Source organism: Synechococcus sp. N5, assembly GCF_900473925.1.
Classification (GTDB): Bacteria; Cyanobacteriota; Cyanobacteriia; order PCC-6307; family Cyanobiaceae; genus Parasynechococcus.
The window spans coordinates 650,371-666,084 of sequence record NZ_UCNI01000001.1 but is presented as its reverse complement, the minus strand read 5'-3'; the positions used below and the strand labels follow the sequence as shown (position 1 = coordinate 666,084).

At 59.5% G+C, this 15,714-nt stretch carries 28 protein-coding genes; 17 read left to right on the top strand and 11 right to left on the bottom strand.

Features of this window, described 5'->3' with window-relative positions; all coding sequences use genetic code 11:
• Positions 1–45: 45 nt before the first annotated feature.
• The 4 genes from DXY03_RS03860 (at position 46) to DXY03_RS03845 (ending at position 2,194) form a co-directional block, all read left to right on the top strand.
• Positions 46–363 carry a DUF3303 domain-containing protein gene (locus tag DXY03_RS03860; protein ID WP_025362236.1) on the top strand — a complete coding sequence of 106 codons (318 nt, stop codon included), beginning with the start codon at positions 46–48 and terminating at the stop codon, positions 361–363.
• Between the two features lie 30 nt (positions 364–393).
• Positions 394–1,587, top strand: coding sequence for a glycosyltransferase family 2 protein (locus DXY03_RS03855; protein WP_115009170.1), 1,194 nt, complete (start codon positions 394–396; stop codon positions 1,585–1,587).
• Entirely contained in the window at positions 1,557–1,859 is a 303-nt protein-coding gene (locus DXY03_RS12125) for a hypothetical protein (RefSeq protein WP_170951914.1), read from the top strand. The genes DXY03_RS03855 and DXY03_RS12125 overlap by 31 nt, the downstream gene beginning before the upstream one ends.
• 89 nt (positions 1,860–1,948) lie before the next feature.
• Entirely contained in the window at positions 1,949–2,194 is a 246-nt protein-coding gene (locus tag DXY03_RS03845) for an RNA-binding protein (RefSeq protein WP_006850138.1), read from the top strand.
• A gap of 24 nt (positions 2,195–2,218) precedes the next feature.
• Here DXY03_RS03845 and DXY03_RS03840 read toward each other — a convergent pair whose 3' ends face one another.
• The gene (locus DXY03_RS03840; RefSeq protein WP_115009168.1) at positions 2,219–2,485 is read right to left on the bottom strand and encodes a hypothetical protein; all 267 of its coding nucleotides are present in this window, start codon (positions 2,483–2,485) and stop codon (positions 2,219–2,221) included.
• A gap of 112 nt (positions 2,486–2,597) precedes the next feature.
• On the opposite strand from DXY03_RS03840, the gene DXY03_RS12120 reads away from it, so the two are divergent.
• Both DXY03_RS12120 and DXY03_RS12730 read left to right on the top strand, forming a co-directional pair.
• Positions 2,598–2,768, top strand: coding sequence for a hypothetical protein (locus DXY03_RS12120; protein ID WP_170951957.1), 171 nt, complete (start codon positions 2,598–2,600; stop codon positions 2,766–2,768).
• A 60-nt stretch (positions 2,769–2,828) separates the two neighbouring features.
• Entirely contained in the window at positions 2,829–2,963 is a 135-nt protein-coding gene (locus tag DXY03_RS12730; protein ID WP_255441730.1) for a hypothetical protein, read from the top strand.
• 1 nt (position 2,964) lies between these two features.
• Here the strand turns inward: DXY03_RS12730 and sodC are convergent, their stop codons facing one another.
• The gene (gene sodC / locus DXY03_RS03835) at positions 2,965–3,501 is read right to left on the bottom strand and encodes a superoxide dismutase family protein (RefSeq protein ID WP_115009167.1); all 537 of its coding nucleotides are present in this window, start codon (positions 3,499–3,501) and stop codon (positions 2,965–2,967) included.
• A gap of 85 nt (positions 3,502–3,586) precedes the next feature.
• On the opposite strand from sodC, the gene DXY03_RS03830 reads away from it, so the two are divergent.
• Together DXY03_RS03830 and DXY03_RS03825 are read left to right on the top strand one after the other, a co-directional pair.
• A complete protein-coding gene (locus DXY03_RS03830) occupies positions 3,587–3,823 on the top strand; it encodes a hypothetical protein (RefSeq protein ID WP_006851383.1) in 237 nt (78 codons plus the stop codon).
• Positions 3,824–4,272: 449 nt separating this feature from the next.
• Positions 4,273–4,626 carry a hypothetical protein gene (locus DXY03_RS03825; RefSeq protein WP_115009166.1) on the top strand — a complete coding sequence of 118 codons (354 nt, stop codon included), beginning with the start codon at positions 4,273–4,275 and terminating at the stop codon, positions 4,624–4,626.
• 30 nt (positions 4,627–4,656) lie between these two features.
• On the opposite strand, the gene DXY03_RS03820 is transcribed toward DXY03_RS03825, so the two are convergent.
• The gene (locus DXY03_RS03820) at positions 4,657–5,061 is read right to left on the bottom strand and encodes a YccF domain-containing protein (RefSeq protein ID WP_115009165.1); all 405 of its coding nucleotides are present in this window, start codon (positions 5,059–5,061) and stop codon (positions 4,657–4,659) included.
• 65 nt (positions 5,062–5,126) lie between these two features.
• On the opposite strand from DXY03_RS03820, the gene DXY03_RS03815 reads away from it, so the two are divergent.
• Entirely contained in the window at positions 5,127–5,987 is an 861-nt protein-coding gene (locus DXY03_RS03815) for an SDR family oxidoreductase (protein WP_115009164.1), read from the top strand.
• Between the two features lie 310 nt (positions 5,988–6,297).
• Positions 6,298–6,597: a hypothetical protein gene (locus tag DXY03_RS03810; RefSeq protein ID WP_244272252.1), complete on the top strand. Its 300-nt coding sequence runs from the start codon at positions 6,298–6,300 to the stop codon at positions 6,595–6,597.
• Here the strand turns inward: DXY03_RS03810 and DXY03_RS03805 are convergent.
• Entirely contained in the window at positions 6,582–6,803 is a 222-nt protein-coding gene (locus tag DXY03_RS03805) for a hypothetical protein (protein WP_244272250.1), read from the bottom strand. The genes DXY03_RS03810 and DXY03_RS03805 overlap by 16 nt on opposite strands.
• Before the next feature lie 148 nt (positions 6,804–6,951).
• Positions 6,952–7,338 (bottom strand): DCC1-like thiol-disulfide oxidoreductase family protein, encoded by a 387-nt coding sequence (locus tag DXY03_RS03800; RefSeq protein WP_115009163.1) that lies wholly within the window; start codon positions 7,336–7,338, stop codon positions 6,952–6,954.
• On the opposite strand from DXY03_RS03800, the gene DXY03_RS03795 reads away from it, so the two are divergent.
• Entirely contained in the window at positions 7,338–7,703 is a 366-nt protein-coding gene (locus DXY03_RS03795) for a hypothetical protein (protein ID WP_115009162.1), read from the top strand. The two genes, DXY03_RS03800 and DXY03_RS03795, sit on opposite strands and share 1 nt — an antisense overlap.
• A 488-nt stretch (positions 7,704–8,191) precedes the next feature.
• Here DXY03_RS03795 and DXY03_RS03785 read toward each other — a convergent pair whose 3' ends face one another.
• Positions 8,192–8,443: a hypothetical protein gene (locus DXY03_RS03785; protein WP_115009160.1), complete on the bottom strand. Its 252-nt coding sequence runs from the start codon at positions 8,441–8,443 to the stop codon at positions 8,192–8,194.
• A 97-nt stretch (positions 8,444–8,540) separates the two neighbouring features.
• Here DXY03_RS03785 and DXY03_RS11810 point away from each other — a divergent pair, with 97 nt between their 5' ends.
• On the top strand, positions 8,541–8,732 hold the full coding sequence (locus DXY03_RS11810) for a hypothetical protein (RefSeq protein WP_136987628.1): 192 nt from the start codon (positions 8,541–8,543) through the stop codon (positions 8,730–8,732).
• A gap of 86 nt (positions 8,733–8,818) precedes the next feature.
• Complete coding sequence (locus DXY03_RS12725) at positions 8,819–8,944, top strand: hypothetical protein (RefSeq protein WP_256377198.1); 126 nt, start codon at positions 8,819–8,821, stop codon at positions 8,942–8,944.
• 15 nt (positions 8,945–8,959) lie between these two features.
• Here DXY03_RS12725 and DXY03_RS03775 read toward each other — a convergent pair whose 3' ends face one another.
• On the bottom strand, positions 8,960–10,345 hold the full coding sequence (locus DXY03_RS03775) for a serine hydrolase (protein WP_244272247.1): 1,386 nt from the start codon (positions 10,343–10,345) through the stop codon (positions 8,960–8,962).
• 61 nt (positions 10,346–10,406) lie between these two features.
• The gene (locus DXY03_RS03770) at positions 10,407–10,649 is read right to left on the bottom strand and encodes a hypothetical protein (RefSeq protein WP_170951956.1); all 243 of its coding nucleotides are present in this window, start codon (positions 10,647–10,649) and stop codon (positions 10,407–10,409) included.
• Positions 10,650–10,819: 170 nt separating this feature from the next.
• Here DXY03_RS03770 and DXY03_RS03765 point away from each other — a divergent pair, with 170 nt between their 5' ends.
• The gene (locus DXY03_RS03765) at positions 10,820–11,410 is read left to right on the top strand and encodes a nucleoside kinase (RefSeq protein WP_115009156.1); all 591 of its coding nucleotides are present in this window, start codon (positions 10,820–10,822) and stop codon (positions 11,408–11,410) included.
• 449 nt (positions 11,411–11,859) lie between these two features.
• Here the strand turns inward: DXY03_RS03765 and DXY03_RS03760 are convergent, their stop codons facing one another.
• The gene (locus DXY03_RS03760) at positions 11,860–12,123 is read right to left on the bottom strand and encodes a hypothetical protein (RefSeq protein WP_115009286.1); all 264 of its coding nucleotides are present in this window, start codon (positions 12,121–12,123) and stop codon (positions 11,860–11,862) included.
• A gap of 179 nt (positions 12,124–12,302) precedes the next feature.
• Positions 12,303–12,551: a DUF1651 domain-containing protein gene (locus DXY03_RS03755; protein ID WP_114989376.1), complete on the bottom strand. Its 249-nt coding sequence runs from the start codon at positions 12,549–12,551 to the stop codon at positions 12,303–12,305.
• 401 nt (positions 12,552–12,952) lie between these two features.
• Between DXY03_RS03755 and DXY03_RS03750 the strand changes: the two genes are divergently transcribed.
• A complete protein-coding gene (locus DXY03_RS03750) occupies positions 12,953–13,237 on the top strand; it encodes a 2Fe-2S iron-sulfur cluster-binding protein (protein WP_115009154.1) in 285 nt (94 codons plus the stop codon).
• Here DXY03_RS03750 and nth read toward each other — a convergent pair whose 3' ends face one another.
• Positions 13,238–13,891 (bottom strand): endonuclease III, encoded by a 654-nt coding sequence (gene nth / locus DXY03_RS03745; protein WP_115009153.1) that lies wholly within the window; start codon positions 13,889–13,891, stop codon positions 13,238–13,240.
• A gap of 188 nt (positions 13,892–14,079) precedes the next feature.
• Here nth and DXY03_RS03740 point away from each other — a divergent pair, with 188 nt between their 5' ends.
• Positions 14,080–14,958: a metal ABC transporter substrate-binding protein gene (locus DXY03_RS03740; protein ID WP_244272292.1), complete on the top strand. Its 879-nt coding sequence runs from the start codon at positions 14,080–14,082 to the stop codon at positions 14,956–14,958.
• Positions 14,958–15,713, top strand: coding sequence for a metal ABC transporter ATP-binding protein (locus DXY03_RS03735; protein WP_115009151.1), 756 nt, complete (start codon positions 14,958–14,960; stop codon positions 15,711–15,713). The genes DXY03_RS03740 and DXY03_RS03735 overlap by 1 nt, the downstream gene beginning before the upstream one ends.
• The last annotated feature ends 1 nt before the right edge of the window (position 15,714 follow it).

Genomic DNA, 15,714 nt, shown 5'->3' with positions numbered 1-15,714 from the left:
AACGGTCGTTCGTGGCTAGGCAGCAAGTGGATGCCTCCCTTCACCGTGCAGCACTACTTGATCGTTTGGACGTTCCCGACCGTTGAGGGGGCGTGGGAGTCATGCCCGGGCTTTGCTGACTACATCAACTCGGGAGCACCGGGAGATGCTTTCGACGGCTTTGCTCTCAAATACCGCGTCTGCGAACCCATCAGTGGTAGTGGTGTCGCCATTGCCGTGGCCAGTGACATCGGCAAGGTGTGGGCGCATCTCGGACCCTGGATCAAGGACTTCGGCATTCAGTTCGAGGTCACTGCTGTGGTGTCCGATGCCGAATTTGCTGCGATGTGGCCGATGGTGGAAGCTGCAGCATCCGTCAGCTAAGACGGCTGCCCAACACACCATGGCCCGGCCTTGACGCTTGCCCTGCTTGAGCCCCTGCTGTTTCTTGCTGCGGCTGGTTCAGCTGCAGCGGGATTGCTGATCCTTCAGTTGGGGCTGCAACGGGTGTTTTCTGTGGCACCGCGCTTGAAGCCGGGCCAGGACGTTGCTGCTCCGGACACGTCGCTGACCGTGGTGATCCCCGCCTTCAACGAGGCCCACAACATCGAGGCCTGTGTCGCCAGCGTTCTGGCCAATCAGCCCCCCTGCCGGGACTGGTCGCTGCTGGTGGTGGATGACGAGTCCAGCGATGCAACGGTGGACAACGCTCTCCGGGCTGGCTCTGCAGCGCCCCACTTCCGACTGATCCAAGCCGGCCCTAGGCCCGTCAACGAACGCTGGGTGGGCAAGAACTGGGCCTGCAGCAGGGCCGTTGACCAGGTCTCCAGCGATTGGCTGTTGTTCATCGATGCCGATGTTCGGCTCAAGCCCGATGCCCTGAAACGGGCTCTGGCTCAGGCCCTTGACGAGCAGGCCGATCTGCTGAGCCTGGCGCCGCGGTTGAGTTGCGGATGCCTGGCGGAATGGATGGTGCAGCCGATCATGGCCAGCCTCCTGGGCCTCGGCTTTCCCATCCTCGAAACCAACGACCCGGCATCGCCGGTGGCGTTTGCGGCGGGGCCGTTCATGTTGTTCAAGGCCTCCACCTATGCGCAGATTGGTGGGCACCGGGCCCTGGCTGGCGAGGTGGTGGAAGATCTGGCCCTCGCCCGTGCCATCAAGGGAGGAGGCCATCGGCTGCGTTATCTCCTGGGGCTTGATGCGGTTGATCTGCGGATGTACCGCGACCTCGCGGCGCTCTGGGAGGGCTGGACCAAGAACTGGTTTCTGGGCTTGGATCGGGACCCCGTCAAAGCCCTTGGCGCCGCTTTGGTGGTGGTGTTGATGTTCACCGTGCCCTGGCTGTTGCTGCCGGCATCGCTGCTGCTGCTCTGGCTCCAACCCCTGCTGGCTTCGGCTTGGTGGTGGGTGTTGGCGCTGGCGAGCTTGGCCATCCTTCAACAGCTGCTGCTGCGGCTGTGGACGCGCAGCAACTTTGATGTGCCCCTCAGCTACTGGTGGCTGATGGGAGCCGGTGGGTTGCTGGTGGGTGCGATTGGCCCTGTCTCGATCTGGCGCACCCGCACGGGACGCGGTTGGACCTGGAAAGGCAGGGATTTGAATTAGGTGTGGTGTCCCCTTTTGCGGGCATCTTCAGCCCGCCGCCGGATTGCGGCATGCCGGAATGCGTTTTCCAGCTTGGTCAATTTGGGTTGTTTGTCTTGCAGGGCAGCTTCGCCGCGGGCTTTGGCTGCGTTGATGAAATCGTCCGATTTGGTACCGCTGAGTCCACCCATTTCCATGCCTCAACTGAATCAAGCCTGGTTCCGTTGCGGCTTCGTTGGGCTCGAAGCAAAGGCTTTCTATCGAATTCAGGTTTGAACGGAATTGTTTGGTAGTCCTTGATCCCATTGATGAGCCATCCCTTCTGAAGGCTCGGCATCAGGCCGCTGTGTGCGAAGGTAAGCAGTCTTGATCAATTCTTTTTTTGACGATCTTTATCGGAAATCTCTCCTGGGACGCTGAGCGGGAGGATCTCATTCATCTGTTCGGTCAGTACGGCGAAGTGAGCAAGTGCTCCTTGCCCCTCGACCGGGAGACGGGCCGCAAGCGTGGTTTCGCTTTTGTTGACCTCAGCAGCGAAGCCGATGAGCAGTCGGCAATCGACGACCTGCAGAACGTTGAGTGGATGGGTCGCGCCATCTCCGTTCGCAAGGCCGAACCCCGCCGCTGAGCTTCACAACAGCTTCGCTTCACCTCACTGTCCAAAACCACGGTCGGTTGTGGATGGTGAGGTTTTGTCGTGCGTTGCGTTGGGATGTGGCTGTTGAGAGGCCTGCTGTTGTGAGGCCTGGTTGAACCGACTGTCGAGCCAACGCGAAACGATGTAGATCCCAATGAACATCGGGATGTAGATCTGATAGGCACTTTGTTGTTCAATCTCGAGCTGATTGACGACGGTCACAGCAGCGGTGCTGAGCACGAGGTAGATCCCGACGCGCCGAAACAGGGGTGATTTGAACAACGTTGTGAGAGCTCAAACGTTTGATCATGTTCTCCTGCCGTTGAACTCCCTCAACTGGGGGATGTGCCGGACGTGCCATACCTGCTGAATGGGGAGGCAATGCAACGCTCCGATGCCACCCGCCTATGACCTGATCATTGAGCGTGGAGGCTCGATCGTGGTGGAAACCATCGAGGCCTGTGACGAAGATGCTGCCTGGCGCGCTGGCCTGATGTTGCACATCGAGGCGCTGATGGTCGTGGTCTGCAGGGACGAACACGACCCCGAATCGACGCATGCTTAGGGTTTTCTTGAGAGTTGGAGCGATGTTGTGATCGGTTTGATCGCCTCAGGTTTGTTCCTGGTGTTTCCCTCAATTCCCGGAGCGGATCTATCCCTGTTCCAACAGCTGAACAGGGAACTCGGTGCCCTCTGTCAGGAGCCACCCGCTCAGGCCATCAGGGTCTGTCGCCTCCATGCCCGCCTGGTGAACGGCTGAGTCAGCGCTCGTCAGGCACCACACCACAGGCAACCCGTGCTCCACCTCCACCGAGGGGGGGCTCGTCCCTGTAGGTGTCGCCGCCTGCATGAACAATCAGGGCTTTCCCCTTCAGGTCAGCGGTGCTGAGCCGAGGCGCCACCACGCTGGTGTTGGTCTTGCCGTCGTCATCCACCACCAGCCTGCTGAGATCGCCCCGGTGACCGTTTCCGAAGGGGCCGAGGTGTTGCCCCGTTTCGTCAGGGTCCCAGTGACCTCCGGCAGCCAAGCCGGCAACAGGTGTGCCTTCGGCGCTTAGGCCCACGTCACAGCTTCCCGTGTTGTGGAGATGGAAGCCGTGTTCACCAGGGCTCAGCCCCGCCAGATCGGGGTAAATCACCAGGCCCTGGTCGGTGTCTTGCGCGGTGACGCTGCCGATCGATTCGCCAATGCCGTTGGCATCAATGCGTTGCAGGCTCACCTCCAGGGCTCCGCACCAGCTCGGTGTGAGCGTGAGCAGGCCGATGAGCAGAACGAGCTGGGCGAGCAGGCGACGCATCACAGAACAGCGGGTTCTTGAATTGTCGCCCCCGGTTGGTGCCGTCTGCGGTGAAGATGGTGCGTCGTTCAGCTGATGCTTGGTGATGCGTTGGGAGTACACCCAGTTGCGCTTCGTGCCCCGGGGGAAGTCGTGGACCGGGGAAATCGAGGAGCTCTGGCTGGATGATCGCCAGCTGATCTCCAGAAGTCATCCGCAGCGTGACGTCACCCTGGTGGGCTTGATGAATGAATTGGGAGAGCAGGGGTGGGAATTGGTGACCTACGCCCAACCCTTCACGGGCTACCACGGTGGTTGCTACACCTTCAAACGTCAGAAGTGAGCAGCTGCTTCAGAGTGGGCTGGCATTGATGTGCTGGGCCATGCCCATAAAACCGATCACGAGAAGAGCAACAGCAACGGTTGAGGCAATGGATGCCAAGCCCATTTGTGTTTGATCGCTTAGGCTTTTCATGCATCAACCTCGTTTTTCAGATGCACGAGAATGCATTGCTCGTAACAGCTGCCATCATCGAGATTGCAGAGGGTTAGGCATTCAAAATAGGCATTCACTTGTGATTCAGTGACGCAAGCTTGGGAAGGATTCGGTGACTCCAGGTTGGTATTCAGCACGTCTTTCTCAATTCGCAGAGCGACACTATGCCGTTTTTCTTTTTTGGGCAATGAAATTATTGCGGCGGGTAAATACCTAGATAAAATTACCTATATCAGATCGATTGTGATGGTCGGTCTTTGTTTTTGGGTTGATCCCTTGCTTCTTATGGTGAGCCGATGAGCAAGGGCAACCCCGCTGAACGGCTCGAGGACGAGCTCGATCGTGCCAAGGCCCGTGGCCGTTGGCTCAGTGACGATGAGCAGGCTGCGCTTGATCGTGAAGCTGATGCCGAAGCCCTTCGGGTGGAGTCCAAGCAACAGCGTGATCGCAAGCTGATGATCCTCGCCGGGGTCTGCCTGTTGATTCCGCCGTTGTGGCCTGTGGCCCTGGGGCTGACTCTGTTTCTTCTCTATCCAGACACCATGGCCAGGATCGGGCTGGCCGCCGCCATCACCTTTCTGGTGGGCGGATTGCTGTTGGCCGGCGTGCTTGGTTTGGCGATGGTTTGGTTGATTCAGTGGCTGTTCTGATCAGGTGCTGGTCTGATCAGCTCTGCCGGATCAGTTGCGTGATTTCACCACCGTCATGCCGACGGGGGCCAGGGCAATCAAAGCCAGCTTGATGTGCTGAATTCCGAATGGAATGCCGATGATCGTGACAAAACAGGCCAGGGCACTGCTGAGGTGACCCAGGGCCAGCCACCAGCCGGCCACAAGGAACCAAATCACGTTGCCGAGCGCACCCAGCGGGCCCGTCCCCAGATCACCTCGTCCTCTCAACTGGCGACGGCTCACCGCTTCGGAGCCGAAGGGCCAGAGCGAAAAACAACCGACCACCCAGCACGACCGTGCCCATGGCAGGCCAACGATGGTGATGGCGCAGATCAACGCGGCCAGCCACCAGGCCAGAGCCATCGGAAGTCCGCCGAGAACAACCCAGAGCAGGTTGAGGATCATCGAGATCATGTCTCCATTGTCACGGCAGGCCTAAAGCTCGTTCGTTAAATTCTGTAAAAGGTGTTTGACCGCGCATGGTGGGCAGTTACGGGATTGTGGGTTGTGGATATGTGGGATCCGCTGTCGCCACCCATCTCAGGCGCCAGGGCCATGAGGTTGTCGGCACCACCACCAGCCCCGGACGGTTGGCTGAACTCTGCGATCTGGTCGACCACCCCCGCCTCTACAGCGCTGGCGATCCGATGGCGGATGCCAGTTTCCTGGATCGGCTCGATGGGGTTCTGATTGCGATGGCGCCCACCACCGCCACCTTTGAAGAAGATCAGTACGAGAAGGTTTACGGCCAGGCGGTACCGGCCCTTGTTGAGGCGCTGCGTCAGCGCCAGGGACACCGACCGCTGCATGTGAACTACCTGAGCAGTGCAGGGGTGTATGGCGATCAGGCCGGCGCGATCTGCAATGAGCTGACCCCTCCGGATTGTTCCAACAACGCCAACGCTCTTCTGGCCAGCGCCGAGGCCTCTGTTCTTTCCTTGAACGACGCTTCAACCCAGGCCTGTGTGCTGCGGCTGGGTGGTATTTACGGTCCTGGCAAGGACATCCCGTCGTACATCCGCAGTGCTGCTGGGCAGCCGGTTCGCAAGAACGGCAACCACATCAATGCCTGGGTTCATCTTCACGACATCATTCGCGGTGTTGATTTCGCCTTCGGCCGGCGCCTCCAAGGCATCTACAACCTTGTGGATGATCTCCAGTTCACCCGGCGTCAGCTTTCCAACGCCTTGTGTGATGACTTCGGATTGCCCCCTGTGATTTGGGACAACCACGATCGCCCCGGCGCACGCATCTTCAATGCCCGTGTCAGCAACGCCCGGTTGCGTGAAATCGGATTCCAGCCCAGCGTCAGCTCCATGCTGGAACCTGTTGCGGCCTGAGGGGCCAACCCGGCATAGCGAAGCTGTTCAACGTTCGCGGCTGATTTGATTTTTCGATACAGATTGCGCATCGATTTCTCATTTTTCGTTGTTGTTGTAAAGCAGGATTGCGGAATCCACGTTCAACTTGCTGCGTTGATTAGACCCTGCACATTCAACGCGGCGGCGCTGTGAAAGACGAATCGTTCTGCATCGAATTTGCGTCCTCCTTGGCCTTGATGTTGCTGGAGCTCAACGCAGAACTTCTTGAGCTTGCAGACGAAGCCTCCAACGTCACAGCCGAGCTTTCTGTTGTTGAGCTTGAGCGTGCATGCTGATGCTGGATCGCATTCGTGCCGTCTTTGCTGATGCCCAAGCCGAGGGCATGGATCAGCTGTATGACGTCATCAATGCGGCGCGTGATCTTGCACCGGATTCAGATTTTCAGGCCTGCTACGACCTTGTAATGGCATCCGGCGGCCCTGAAGTGGAAACCTGGATCAACTTCACGGTGACCACAGCCACCCGCTTCGATCTTGACGATCAACCGGAGCCGGAACAGTTTCTTTCCGTTCTCGAGGAGTGTTGTGATGCCCGTCGGGAAGAGCAGCGGGCTCAGCCTTCGGAATAACGAAGTGCCTTGAGGCCCATCACCAGATGGGTGCGAAAACTTCCCAGCGCCATCACCTGCTTGGGCGATCGCGTGTCGCTCACTGCATCGCCCTGCCCTTCGATCCAGCGCAGCAACTCCTGGGTTTGGTCGGCCCATGCACTCAGTGCTGCGCGGAGCAATTCGTCATCGCTGAGCCGTCCTTCAGGAACGGCGGATGTGTCCATCGCCGCTTTCAGCAAGGCGTTGAGTTGCTGATGGCTCAGCGCGTCAGGAACAAAGGGATCAGGATCGATGCTTAAGAAAATCTTTAGGCGTGTTTCGACCGTAGTTCAGGGGTATCGGTTACGACCACCCGTGTTTTGGCTCATTGCGTCAGCGTGATCGAGCCTGATCCGGGTCAACGCTCAGCCCGCGGGTGGCGAGAGCCAGGCGCCGGGCAGCCAACAGGGCTGGATAAGCCAGTGCTGAACGTTGGTTGTCACTGAACAGCTTGGCCAGCAGTCCCAGCAGGGGATCGCTGGGGTTCATGCGCCGGCTGAGTTCCGCAATGGCTTCGCTGCCATGCCACGTCTGCTCTCCTTCGATCAGCACGGCGCCATTGCGCAGAGGCAGGCCGAGGGCATTGAGCTCGCGACGGATAGTGTGATCGGCGCGTCCGTCAACAATGCGCAGGTTGGGAACACCCGCCTGGAGCTCACTGCGGAGGGCGAACTCTCGACAGAATGGGCATCCGCCGTCGTAAATGAGGGTCAACAGCATTGCTGAATTCTGTCGCGAAGGGCCTGGCCCTGGCGTTGTTGATGCTCGGTCTGCTGCTGGCTCCCCAGCCGTCATGGGCCGATTGGATCTGCGATGGGGATCGGCTCAGTGTTGAGAGCACGCGGGGAGCCGTTGATCCCACCGGCCTGGCGGAAGGCATTCCCAACACGTTGGAGGGAACCCTGCCGGGGGACGGAGTGCTGCTGCGCTGGCGCGATGTGGAGTTGCAACTACCGCGCACCAACAATGCAGGTGCCCCCAGTTACACCGACGGTCGTTGGTGGTGGCGGGTCGTTGATCAATCAGCGCCGGAATTTTGGGAACGCCGCGGCACGGTGATCCGCCATCAATGTGAACTGATCTGAGCCTTCCTCCAGCTACCGCCGTTTTCGCTTGCGACGGTTGGCCTTGCGGGTTCCTCCATAGCGATAACCAGCTTGTTCGCGAAAGTTTGGCCAGCAGGTTTCGCACACCAGGATCCAGTCGGCGAGTCGGGCGGTCATCACCCGGAAGTGCACGTCTCCCGGCTGTCTGCAGTGATCACAACAGAATCTTTTGTTTTTCCACAGTTTTTCAACCGACTCCTCTGGCGGATCGGTGCCCTGAAGCTTCTCCTGAGGATTGCTTGCTTCGTTCACAGCAGGGACCGCTTCGTTGCCACTTGAGGCGTGTTCGAAATCACTGATGCATTTATTGCTTGAAAACAATGGTCAGCACAGCATTCTTCACATTGAGCGGCAGGATCTGCCGGGGACTGCCGAGCATCTGAAGCTTGTTTTCCACGCCGATGGCCAAAACCACTGTGCTCGCCAGGATCAGCTGTTTTGGCCCTGTGGAAAAGCTGTGTATAACTTTACGAATCGCTTGGAACTTGGGCGTTGATGGAGGCTTTTAGGGCGGCCATCTCGTGGGCGGTGAGGTGAGCCTCGACGGCCTCAGGGGTGTTGTTCAGATAGTGGATCCATGCCTCGTAGCACTGTTCCTGCGTTGCTGATGGGTTCCGACCTTCACCAGGTCCCGTGCTGACCAGAAGCTCTTCAATCCTGGCCAGCCGAGCTTCGATCCGGCTCAAGCGGCTGCCGATGGCATCGTCCTGTTGCGTCACCTGCGGATGGGCGGTGGTTCCCGTGATTGTTGCGGAGAGCCCCTGGGTTGACGCTGTAGTACATGCGAACTAAAACAGATGTACTGCTCCGAAACCCATGGCTGCGAGTTCTCCTTACGCCACTTTCCGCGCTGACGAGTGGATGCGTCATTCCTTGATTCGACCCCGCAAGGCGTTTCCGGCGGGAGCCTCGGCGGTGGCGAAGCCACGTGCCAGGCCCACCGCCACTGTTCGAGCCTGTGATGCCGTGCAGGGGGAGCTTTTTCTCTTTCCCGTCGTGATCTGCTGAGCCTTGGTCTCTGCGACAAACATTTGCAGGAGTCGCTGTTTGCTCCCTGTTCTGCCAGGGTGAGCAGTGGTTTTTATTGCCAGACCATGCTGTTGTTCGCCTCCCAGACAGCTCCAGGCGGTCCGACTGTCATTCTTCCGGCCCTGTTGATCACCGGACTTCTCGTTGCAGCATCCCAGGCGTTCGTTCCCAAGGGCGGCGACAAGAACTGAGCCCTGCCGTTTGCCTTATCGAAGGGCTGAGAGAACATCAGCCCCGAAAGCATTGGCATCAAATCCCGGCTTTTTGGGTGTCTGTCCCAGTTGCACGATCACCGCGCGCTGGGATGGAGCCACCAGAAGAAGTTGTCCCTGATAGCCCTCAGCTGAAAAGCTGTCATAGGGCAGATCCGGTCTTGATTTGCGGCGGCTGAGCCACCAGTGCGCGCCATAGGCCTGTTTTGATCCCCTCGACGCCGTCTGTGCCTGCCGAACCCAGGTTGAGGGCAGAAGTTGCTTGCCATCCCAGCGGACCTGATTCAAGTACAACTGGCCAAACCGGGCCCAATCGCGGCCGCTGGCCCACACCAGGGATGAGCCCACCAAGGTTCCACTGTTGTCGTTTTCGAGAACGGCAGTTGCCATCCCGAGAGGCCCGAACAATGCCTGCTTGGGAAAGCGCCAGTAGCGCTGATCGTCATCGATGGCATGTCTGAGGATCCGGCTGAGGATGTTGGTGGTTCCGGATGAATAGCTCCACTTTTTTCCCGGTTTTTTGCTGAGGGGGTGGCTGGCGGCGAACCCGGCCATGTCGGCTTCCTGGGTCAGCATCCGCACCAGGTCCGAGTTCAGTGTTCCCGTCGATTCCTCGAACGCCAGTCCGCTGTTCATGCGCTGCAGCTGATCCAGGCTGATCCTTTGGTGTGGATCCTGCGGATCACTCCATTCGGGCACCTTCGGTGGCTTGCCTGGATCCAGAAGACCTTCCTGGATGGCCCGTCCGATCAGGGCATGGGTGATGCTTTTGCTCATCGACCAGCCAATCAGTGGCATGTCGGGCTGGATGCCTTGGGCGTAGCGCTCGGCGATCACCCAGCCGTTCTGCACCACCACAACGGCGCGGGTGCGTTTGGGTGTGAGCGGCTCGTTCTCTTCAAAGGCGCGATCGAGAGCGTCCTTCAGTGCCTGCTCATCGATCTCCGGCGGTCCTGCGGCGGCTGTGTCACTCAGGGGCCAGGCAGAGCCAATGGGATGGGGCGTCGCGGAGTCAGGCTGGTTTGGCTTGGGCAGCCGGGGTTTTGGATGCCCATTGATCTGCCAGGTGCAGCCCCGTTCGCCGTTCTGAATCGCTTCAGCACGAATCAGCCCGAACAGGGCGTTGGCCTCAACGCGTCCAGCGTTTGGTTTGATCCGGGTGTGGATCATCCCCTGGCCGGCGGCCAGGTCTTCGTTGATCACCTGCTCTGGATCCATTCCAGCCATCAGCACGCTGCTGCAGAGCTGCTTGGCGCTGAAACTCGCCCCCGCCCTGGCGAATGTGATCAGGTTGCGCAGCGGAGGCTCCAGGCCTGCTGTGGCGCTGAAGGCCACGGCCGCCACGGAGATCACCACTGTCCGCCACTGCTGCTTTGTCACCCTCAATGGCCATGAAAAAAGCGGGGTTGTCCCCGCTTCAGTCATGGATACAACGTTGGCTTCAGTACACGTCGTAACTGACGCCGCGGTAACGCAGTTCCCGCCCACCGCTTGGGTGCTGTTGTGGGTCGATTTGTTCGTAGGCAACGCCGCGATAGCGCAGCACCTTGGTTTTGCTCCCCACCGGGGTGTGCACCCGGTCGGTGTGGCCCTGGTGGCGGTAGGCCCGAGCCATCTGGGTTCTGGCCGATTCGATGGCTTGATTGCGCACAGTCCGTGCCTTGATCAGTTGAAGGGTGTTCATCTCTCTCTTGCGCGGTGCCCACGCCCCCGTTGCCTGGCGTGGATCTGACTGCGGCCTGTTGGTGAGGCTCAACGTGAGTACACCCTAGTCCCATTTGGTATCAACGGCTACTGTTTTTTCTGCTTTTTTTGGGGTGGCGTTGTCAGCATGGTTCTGGATGAAGGCGGCGCTTGTCTGGGGCAGTTCCTCTGGTGTGCATCTGCGGGCCGTCTGCGGCCGGCAAGACAACCCTTGCCGCCCGTCTGTCCGAACAGCTGCGTGCCAGAGGGCGTCATCCCCTGCTGATCGCCTGCGACGACTACTACCGCTGTGGTTGGTCGCCCAGCTCGCGCTATGGCTTCGACACGGTGGATGCCATTGATGCGGATCAGCTGAGGTTGCAGCTCAGCGCTGTTCGCTACCGCCAGTTGAACGCGCTGCGCAGCTACGACATGCGCAGCCGCAGGGTCAGCTCCAGGTTGTTGCAGCAGCCCTATGACCTGGTTCTGGTGGAAGGCTCCTACGGGCCACAGCACCTGTTGAAGGCTGTGCCCATCTCGCTGGTTGTGTACGTCGAAACCCCACTGCTTCAGAGGTTGATCAAGCGTCTCTGGCGTGATGTTCGCGACAGGCAGAGGCCAGCTTCCTATGTGATTCGCCAGATGCTGCGCGAAATGCTCCCGGGTGAGCGTCGCTTCATTCACCCTTTGAAGCGTCGCGCAGATCTTGTTGTTCGGGGCTACAACTTCGATCTCGAGCCGATTCTCAGCAGAATTGGATAGCTGCTTAAGCGTTGATCAGTCTCAGTGGTTTGTTTCTGCGTAGGCCTGTGCGTCTGGAGGCTGATTGGCTGATGGTTTGCCCTGGCTGATTCCATCAGCGAGTCTGTTTTTTAGGGCGAGAGATCTTCTTTTTAGGGCGAGACAGCAGGCGCGAGATTTTCGCCATCCATCGATCCGGTGCTACTTGTTGCGTCGAAACAATCGCTGCTCTTTGCTTGGCTGACGCAGGGTTAGGGCCTGAAGGTTCTGATAGCGCCCAGCGAAAATCCATCAAGGATCGTGGCTTGCCTGCCGGGGACTGAGCCAGCACCTGCTGGCGAAGCTGACGTTGAGTGCGCAACAGCCTTCAAAGGCACCTGCTTGCACCATGGCTCAAGCAGGTCCTGTTCCGCCAGCAGTTCTGTCGTTCATCAGAGGCTTCCGACAGTGCCTGCCCAGGGGCGACAGGTTCAGGCCTTGTTTCCTTCGTCGTCCCAATACTCGATTCTGTTCACTTCAAGATCGTCTTGTTTGAGTTTGGCGGCGATCTCCTTGGCCCTCGCCCTCAGATACAGCTCATCGGTCACCAGGCTTTGGTAAACGATCTCCTCAAGGGTTTCTGCGGGAGCTTCTGAGACGATCTGCTTCACGTCGTCCTTGCTCAGCTTCACGTCAGTTCGAATGCTGACGGTCTGCTCGAAGTTGAACTCGATTTCGTTGATGACCGATTCCATGGGCTCCCTGGCAGACAAAAAGAAACCCCCGCCAAAGGCAGGGGTTCCAAAACGGCTCGCAGGAGTGTGTCCTTGTTTCCACCCTGTGAGGCGTTTTTCCTCACAGATCCAACATGCCATCCGATGCGTTTGCTGGGATTGCTGATGGACAGCCTCGCGGTTGGCCTCCGCGACCTGTCTCAAAGTTCAACCGCGTCGCCCCAGGCCGGAGATGCAAGGCGTTTCCAGCCCTGGGTCTGTAAGGACGCCCAGAGTTGTTCTGCTTCGGCCTTTCGCAGGTGTCGGCGTTCCTTCAGCAGGGGAGGGCCGTCAGGCAGGCGCCGGCCTCTGTCGATGAAGACCTTTGGCTCATGGATCCATCCCTTCTGATCGCGATGGAATCGCCAGATCCAGCGGTCGTCGCTGTCGATCAGCCAGCCCTCTCCCATGACCATGCTGCAAGTACATCAGTACTAGCAATGGTGGGTTTGGCTGGTCAAGTGGTCTTCTGGATCAGGTCCAGGCCAAAAAAAAGAGCAGGCCCCTCAGTCCGCCCCCTCCGTGACGCATGGAAAGCACCACTGCTTTCGTGATGCACTGTCCAAGACGATGGCGCTTTGGCGGGTATCGATCCGCACGTTTTTAGGCATTACTGCTTAGTAAGAACTGTTCTCATCCGCGTGATGATTCCGGAGGCGCGAGCATCACTGCCAACGCTTCGGGGAGTTGAACGAGCGCAGGTTCCCTCGCCTGCGCCTCCCCCAAACATTCATGGGAGCAGGGTGCGGATTCAGCTGCTTTGGCGCCGATGGGCTGATCCAGCTACCAACCGTTCAGGATCTTCCGCGTCATGGCCTCTTTCAACATCAGCATCGAGGGTGGTGCCAGCTTTTCGTGCCCTGATGACACATACATCCTCGATGCAGCCGAGGAGGCCGGAGTTGATCTGCCCTATTCCTGCCGGGCAGGCGCCTGTTCCACCTGCGCGGGCCGTTTGGTGAGTGGCTCAGTGGATCAGACCGATCAGAGCTTTCTCGATGATGATCAGATCGTCCAGGGGTTTGCCCTCCTTTGTGTGAGCTACCCCACCGCTGATTGCGTGATCAAGGCCAACGCTGAAGAGCTGCTGTCTTGATCAGGGCTTGCGGGTGATCACAGGGCGGCGGCGTTTCGGATAAAGCTCACGGCACATGGGGCAGACGGTTCCGTCGCAGCCCCGTGCTGTGCAGAACTCACGGCCCCAGAAGATGATTTGCAGGTGCAGGCGGTTCCAGTGCTCCTTGGGGAACAGGCGCTTGAGGTCCTGTTCCGTTCGCGCCACACTGCTGCCGTCGCTTAATCCCCAGCGTTGGGCCAGCCGGTGGATGTGGGTGTCGACCGGGAAGGCGGGCACGCCGAAGGCCTGGGCCATCACCACGCTGGCTGTCTTGTGGCCCACGCCGGGTAAGGCTTCGAGCTCTTCAAAGCTCTGGGGAACATCGCCGTCGTAGGCCGTCACCAGAATCTGGGCAAGGCGGCGCACGTTTCTGGCCTTGGTTTTGGCCAGCCCGAGCTGCCGGATGAACGCCAGGATCTGCTCCTCCTCGAGTTCTGCCATGGCGGCGGGTGTTGGCCCAGCTGCAAACAGCGCCGGCGTCACCTCATTCACCTTCTTGTCGGTGCATTGGGCACTCAGCAGAACAGCGATCAGCAGGGTGAACGGATCACTGTGATCCAGGGGGATCGGTGTTTCCGGGTACTGCTTGTGGAGGCGCTGCAGAATCACCTCCACCCGCTCAGACCTGCGCACGGGTGTTCAGTGGGTGAGGTGATCTTGGCGCTTCGGTGATTGCATCGCTTCGTTGCAGCCTTTCCCTGCCATTGCCGAGATTGTTTTAGGACCCAGTGATGCGATCCTCGATCAGGCCGCGTCGGCACGCATTGACTCTGTTGAATTGGAACCGTTCGGCAGCGTTGCTGCTGGTTGTGGTGGCCGTGATGCTGGCTTCCTGCCGCAGCCGAGATCAGGACGTCAGCACGGATTCACGCCCCCAGGTGCTCACCACCTTCACGGTTTTGGCCGATCTGGCCAGCAATGTGGCGGGTGATCGGTTGCAGGTGGCTTCGATCGTCAAGCCCGGTGCCGAGATTCACGGCTACCAACCCACCCCCAGTGACATCGAGCGCGCCAGCAAGGCGGATCTGATTGTTGAGAACGGGTTGGGGCTGGAGTTGTGGGCCCGGCGTTTCACGGCTGCAGCGGGGGATGTGCCCACCATCACCCTGTCGGAAGGCATGAAGCCTCTGCTGATCACAGAGGACGCCTATTCAGGCAAGCCCAATCCCCATGCCTGGATGTCCCCCCAGCGCACGATGGGCTACGTGGACCATCTGGAGCGGGCCTTCAGCCAACTTGATCCAGCCGGGGCTGAGGACTTTGCCGCTAACGCGTCGGCCTACAAAGCCAAGCTCCAGGCCCTCGATCAGGAGCTGCGCACGGCGATTGCCGCGCTGCCGGCCCAGCAACGGCTGCTGGTGAGTTGCGAGGGAGCCTTCACCTATCTGGCAGCGGATTACGGACTCGAGGAGGCTTATCTCTGGCCGGTGAATGCCGAAAGCGAGATCACACCCAAACGCATGGCACGGTTGATCGACACGGTGCGAGAGCGCGGGGTGCCAGCCATTTTTTGTGAAAGCACCGTGAGCGATAAAGCCCAACGCGAGGTGGCAGCGGCGGCAGGGGCGCGATTCGGTGGAACCTTTTACGTGGATTCCCTCTCGCCTCCGGACGGGCCTGCCCCCACCCTGTTGGAACTGCAGCGGCACAATGTGGGTCTGATCCGCAAGGGCCTGGACCTGTCCGAGAGCAACCGCTGATGCGCATTCAGGCCGACCAGCTCTGTGTGGACTACAACGGCACCGTTGCCCTGTACGACGCCAGCCTGCACCTGCCAGCCGGTTGCATCTGCGGTTTGGTGGGCATGAACGGTGCCGGTAAGTCGACGTTCTTCAAGGCTCTCACTGGGTTTGTTCGCCCTTCGCGCGGCAGAATCCGGATCAACGGCAGCAGCGTTGCTGAAGCCCAGCGTCATCAAGCGGTGGCCTATGTGCCCCAGAGCGAAGGGGTGGATGCCCAGTTCCCCGTATCGGTGTGGGATGTGGTGATGATGGGCCGCTATGGCGCGATGAATGCGTTGCGGATTCCCCGCAGCTCCGATCGTGTGGCTGTGCGGGACGCCTTGACGCGGGTTGATCTGATGGAGCTGGCCGATCGTCCCCTTGGCACCCTCTCCGGTGGTCAGCGCAAGCGCACATTCCTGGCCCGAGCCATCGCCCAGCGCGCTGATGTGCTTCTTCTGGATGAGCCCTTCAATGGGGTTGATGTGCGCACGGAGCAGCTGATGGCCCAGCTGTTTCTTCAGTTCCGCGACGAGGGCCGCACGATCCTGATCTCCACCCACGACCTGGGCCACGTTCGTGATTTTTGCGATCTGGTGGTTCTGATCAACAAGACCGTGCTGGCCTACGGGGAAACCTCAGAGGTGTTCACTCCCGAGAACCTCGCCATGACTTTCGGTGGCGTGCCGCCCGATCTGCTGACGGGCAACAGCTCCCCGGAGGAGACGTTCTAAA

Coding starts and splice junctions, on each gene's coding strand:
- DXY03_RS12120 (WP_170951957.1), top strand. CDS start 2,598: ATGCCACCCGCCTATGACCTGATCATTGAGCGTGGAGGCTCGATCGTG.
- sodC (WP_115009167.1), bottom strand. CDS start 3,501: ATGCGTCGCCTGCTCGCCCAGCTCGTTCTGCTCATCGGCCTGCTCACG.
- DXY03_RS03830 (WP_006851383.1), top strand. CDS start 3,587: ATGCGTTGGGAGTACACCCAGTTGCGCTTCGTGCCCCGGGGGAAGTCG.
- DXY03_RS03825 (WP_115009166.1), top strand. CDS start 4,273: ATGAGCAAGGGCAACCCCGCTGAACGGCTCGAGGACGAGCTCGATCGT.
- DXY03_RS03820 (WP_115009165.1), bottom strand. CDS start 5,061: ATGATCTCGATGATCCTCAACCTGCTCTGGGTTGTTCTCGGCGGACTT.
- DXY03_RS03815 (WP_115009164.1), top strand. CDS start 5,127: ATGGTGGGCAGTTACGGGATTGTGGGTTGTGGATATGTGGGATCCGCT.
- DXY03_RS03810 (WP_244272252.1), top strand. CDS start 6,298: ATGCTGATGCTGGATCGCATTCGTGCCGTCTTTGCTGATGCCCAAGCC.
- DXY03_RS03805 (WP_244272250.1), bottom strand. CDS start 6,803: ATGGACACATCCGCCGTTCCTGAAGGACGGCTCAGCGATGACGAATTG.
- DXY03_RS03800 (WP_115009163.1), bottom strand. CDS start 7,338: ATGCTGTTGACCCTCATTTACGACGGCGGATGCCCATTCTGTCGAGAG.
- DXY03_RS11810 (WP_136987628.1), top strand. CDS start 8,541: ATGGCTGCGAGTTCTCCTTACGCCACTTTCCGCGCTGACGAGTGGATG.
- DXY03_RS12725 (WP_256377198.1), top strand. CDS start 8,819: ATGCTGTTGTTCGCCTCCCAGACAGCTCCAGGCGGTCCGACTGTCATT.
- DXY03_RS03770 (WP_170951956.1), bottom strand. CDS start 10,649: ATGAACACCCTTCAACTGATCAAGGCACGGACTGTGCGCAATCAAGCC.
- DXY03_RS03760 (WP_115009286.1), bottom strand. CDS start 12,123: ATGGAATCGGTCATCAACGAAATCGAGTTCAACTTCGAGCAGACCGTC.
- DXY03_RS03755 (WP_114989376.1), bottom strand. CDS start 12,551: ATGGGAGAGGGCTGGCTGATCGACAGCGACGACCGCTGGATCTGGCGA.
- DXY03_RS03750 (WP_115009154.1), top strand. CDS start 12,953: ATGGCCTCTTTCAACATCAGCATCGAGGGTGGTGCCAGCTTTTCGTGC.
- DXY03_RS03740 (WP_244272292.1), top strand. CDS start 14,080: ATGCTGGCTTCCTGCCGCAGCCGAGATCAGGACGTCAGCACGGATTCA.
- DXY03_RS03735 (WP_115009151.1), top strand. CDS start 14,958: ATGCGCATTCAGGCCGACCAGCTCTGTGTGGACTACAACGGCACCGTT.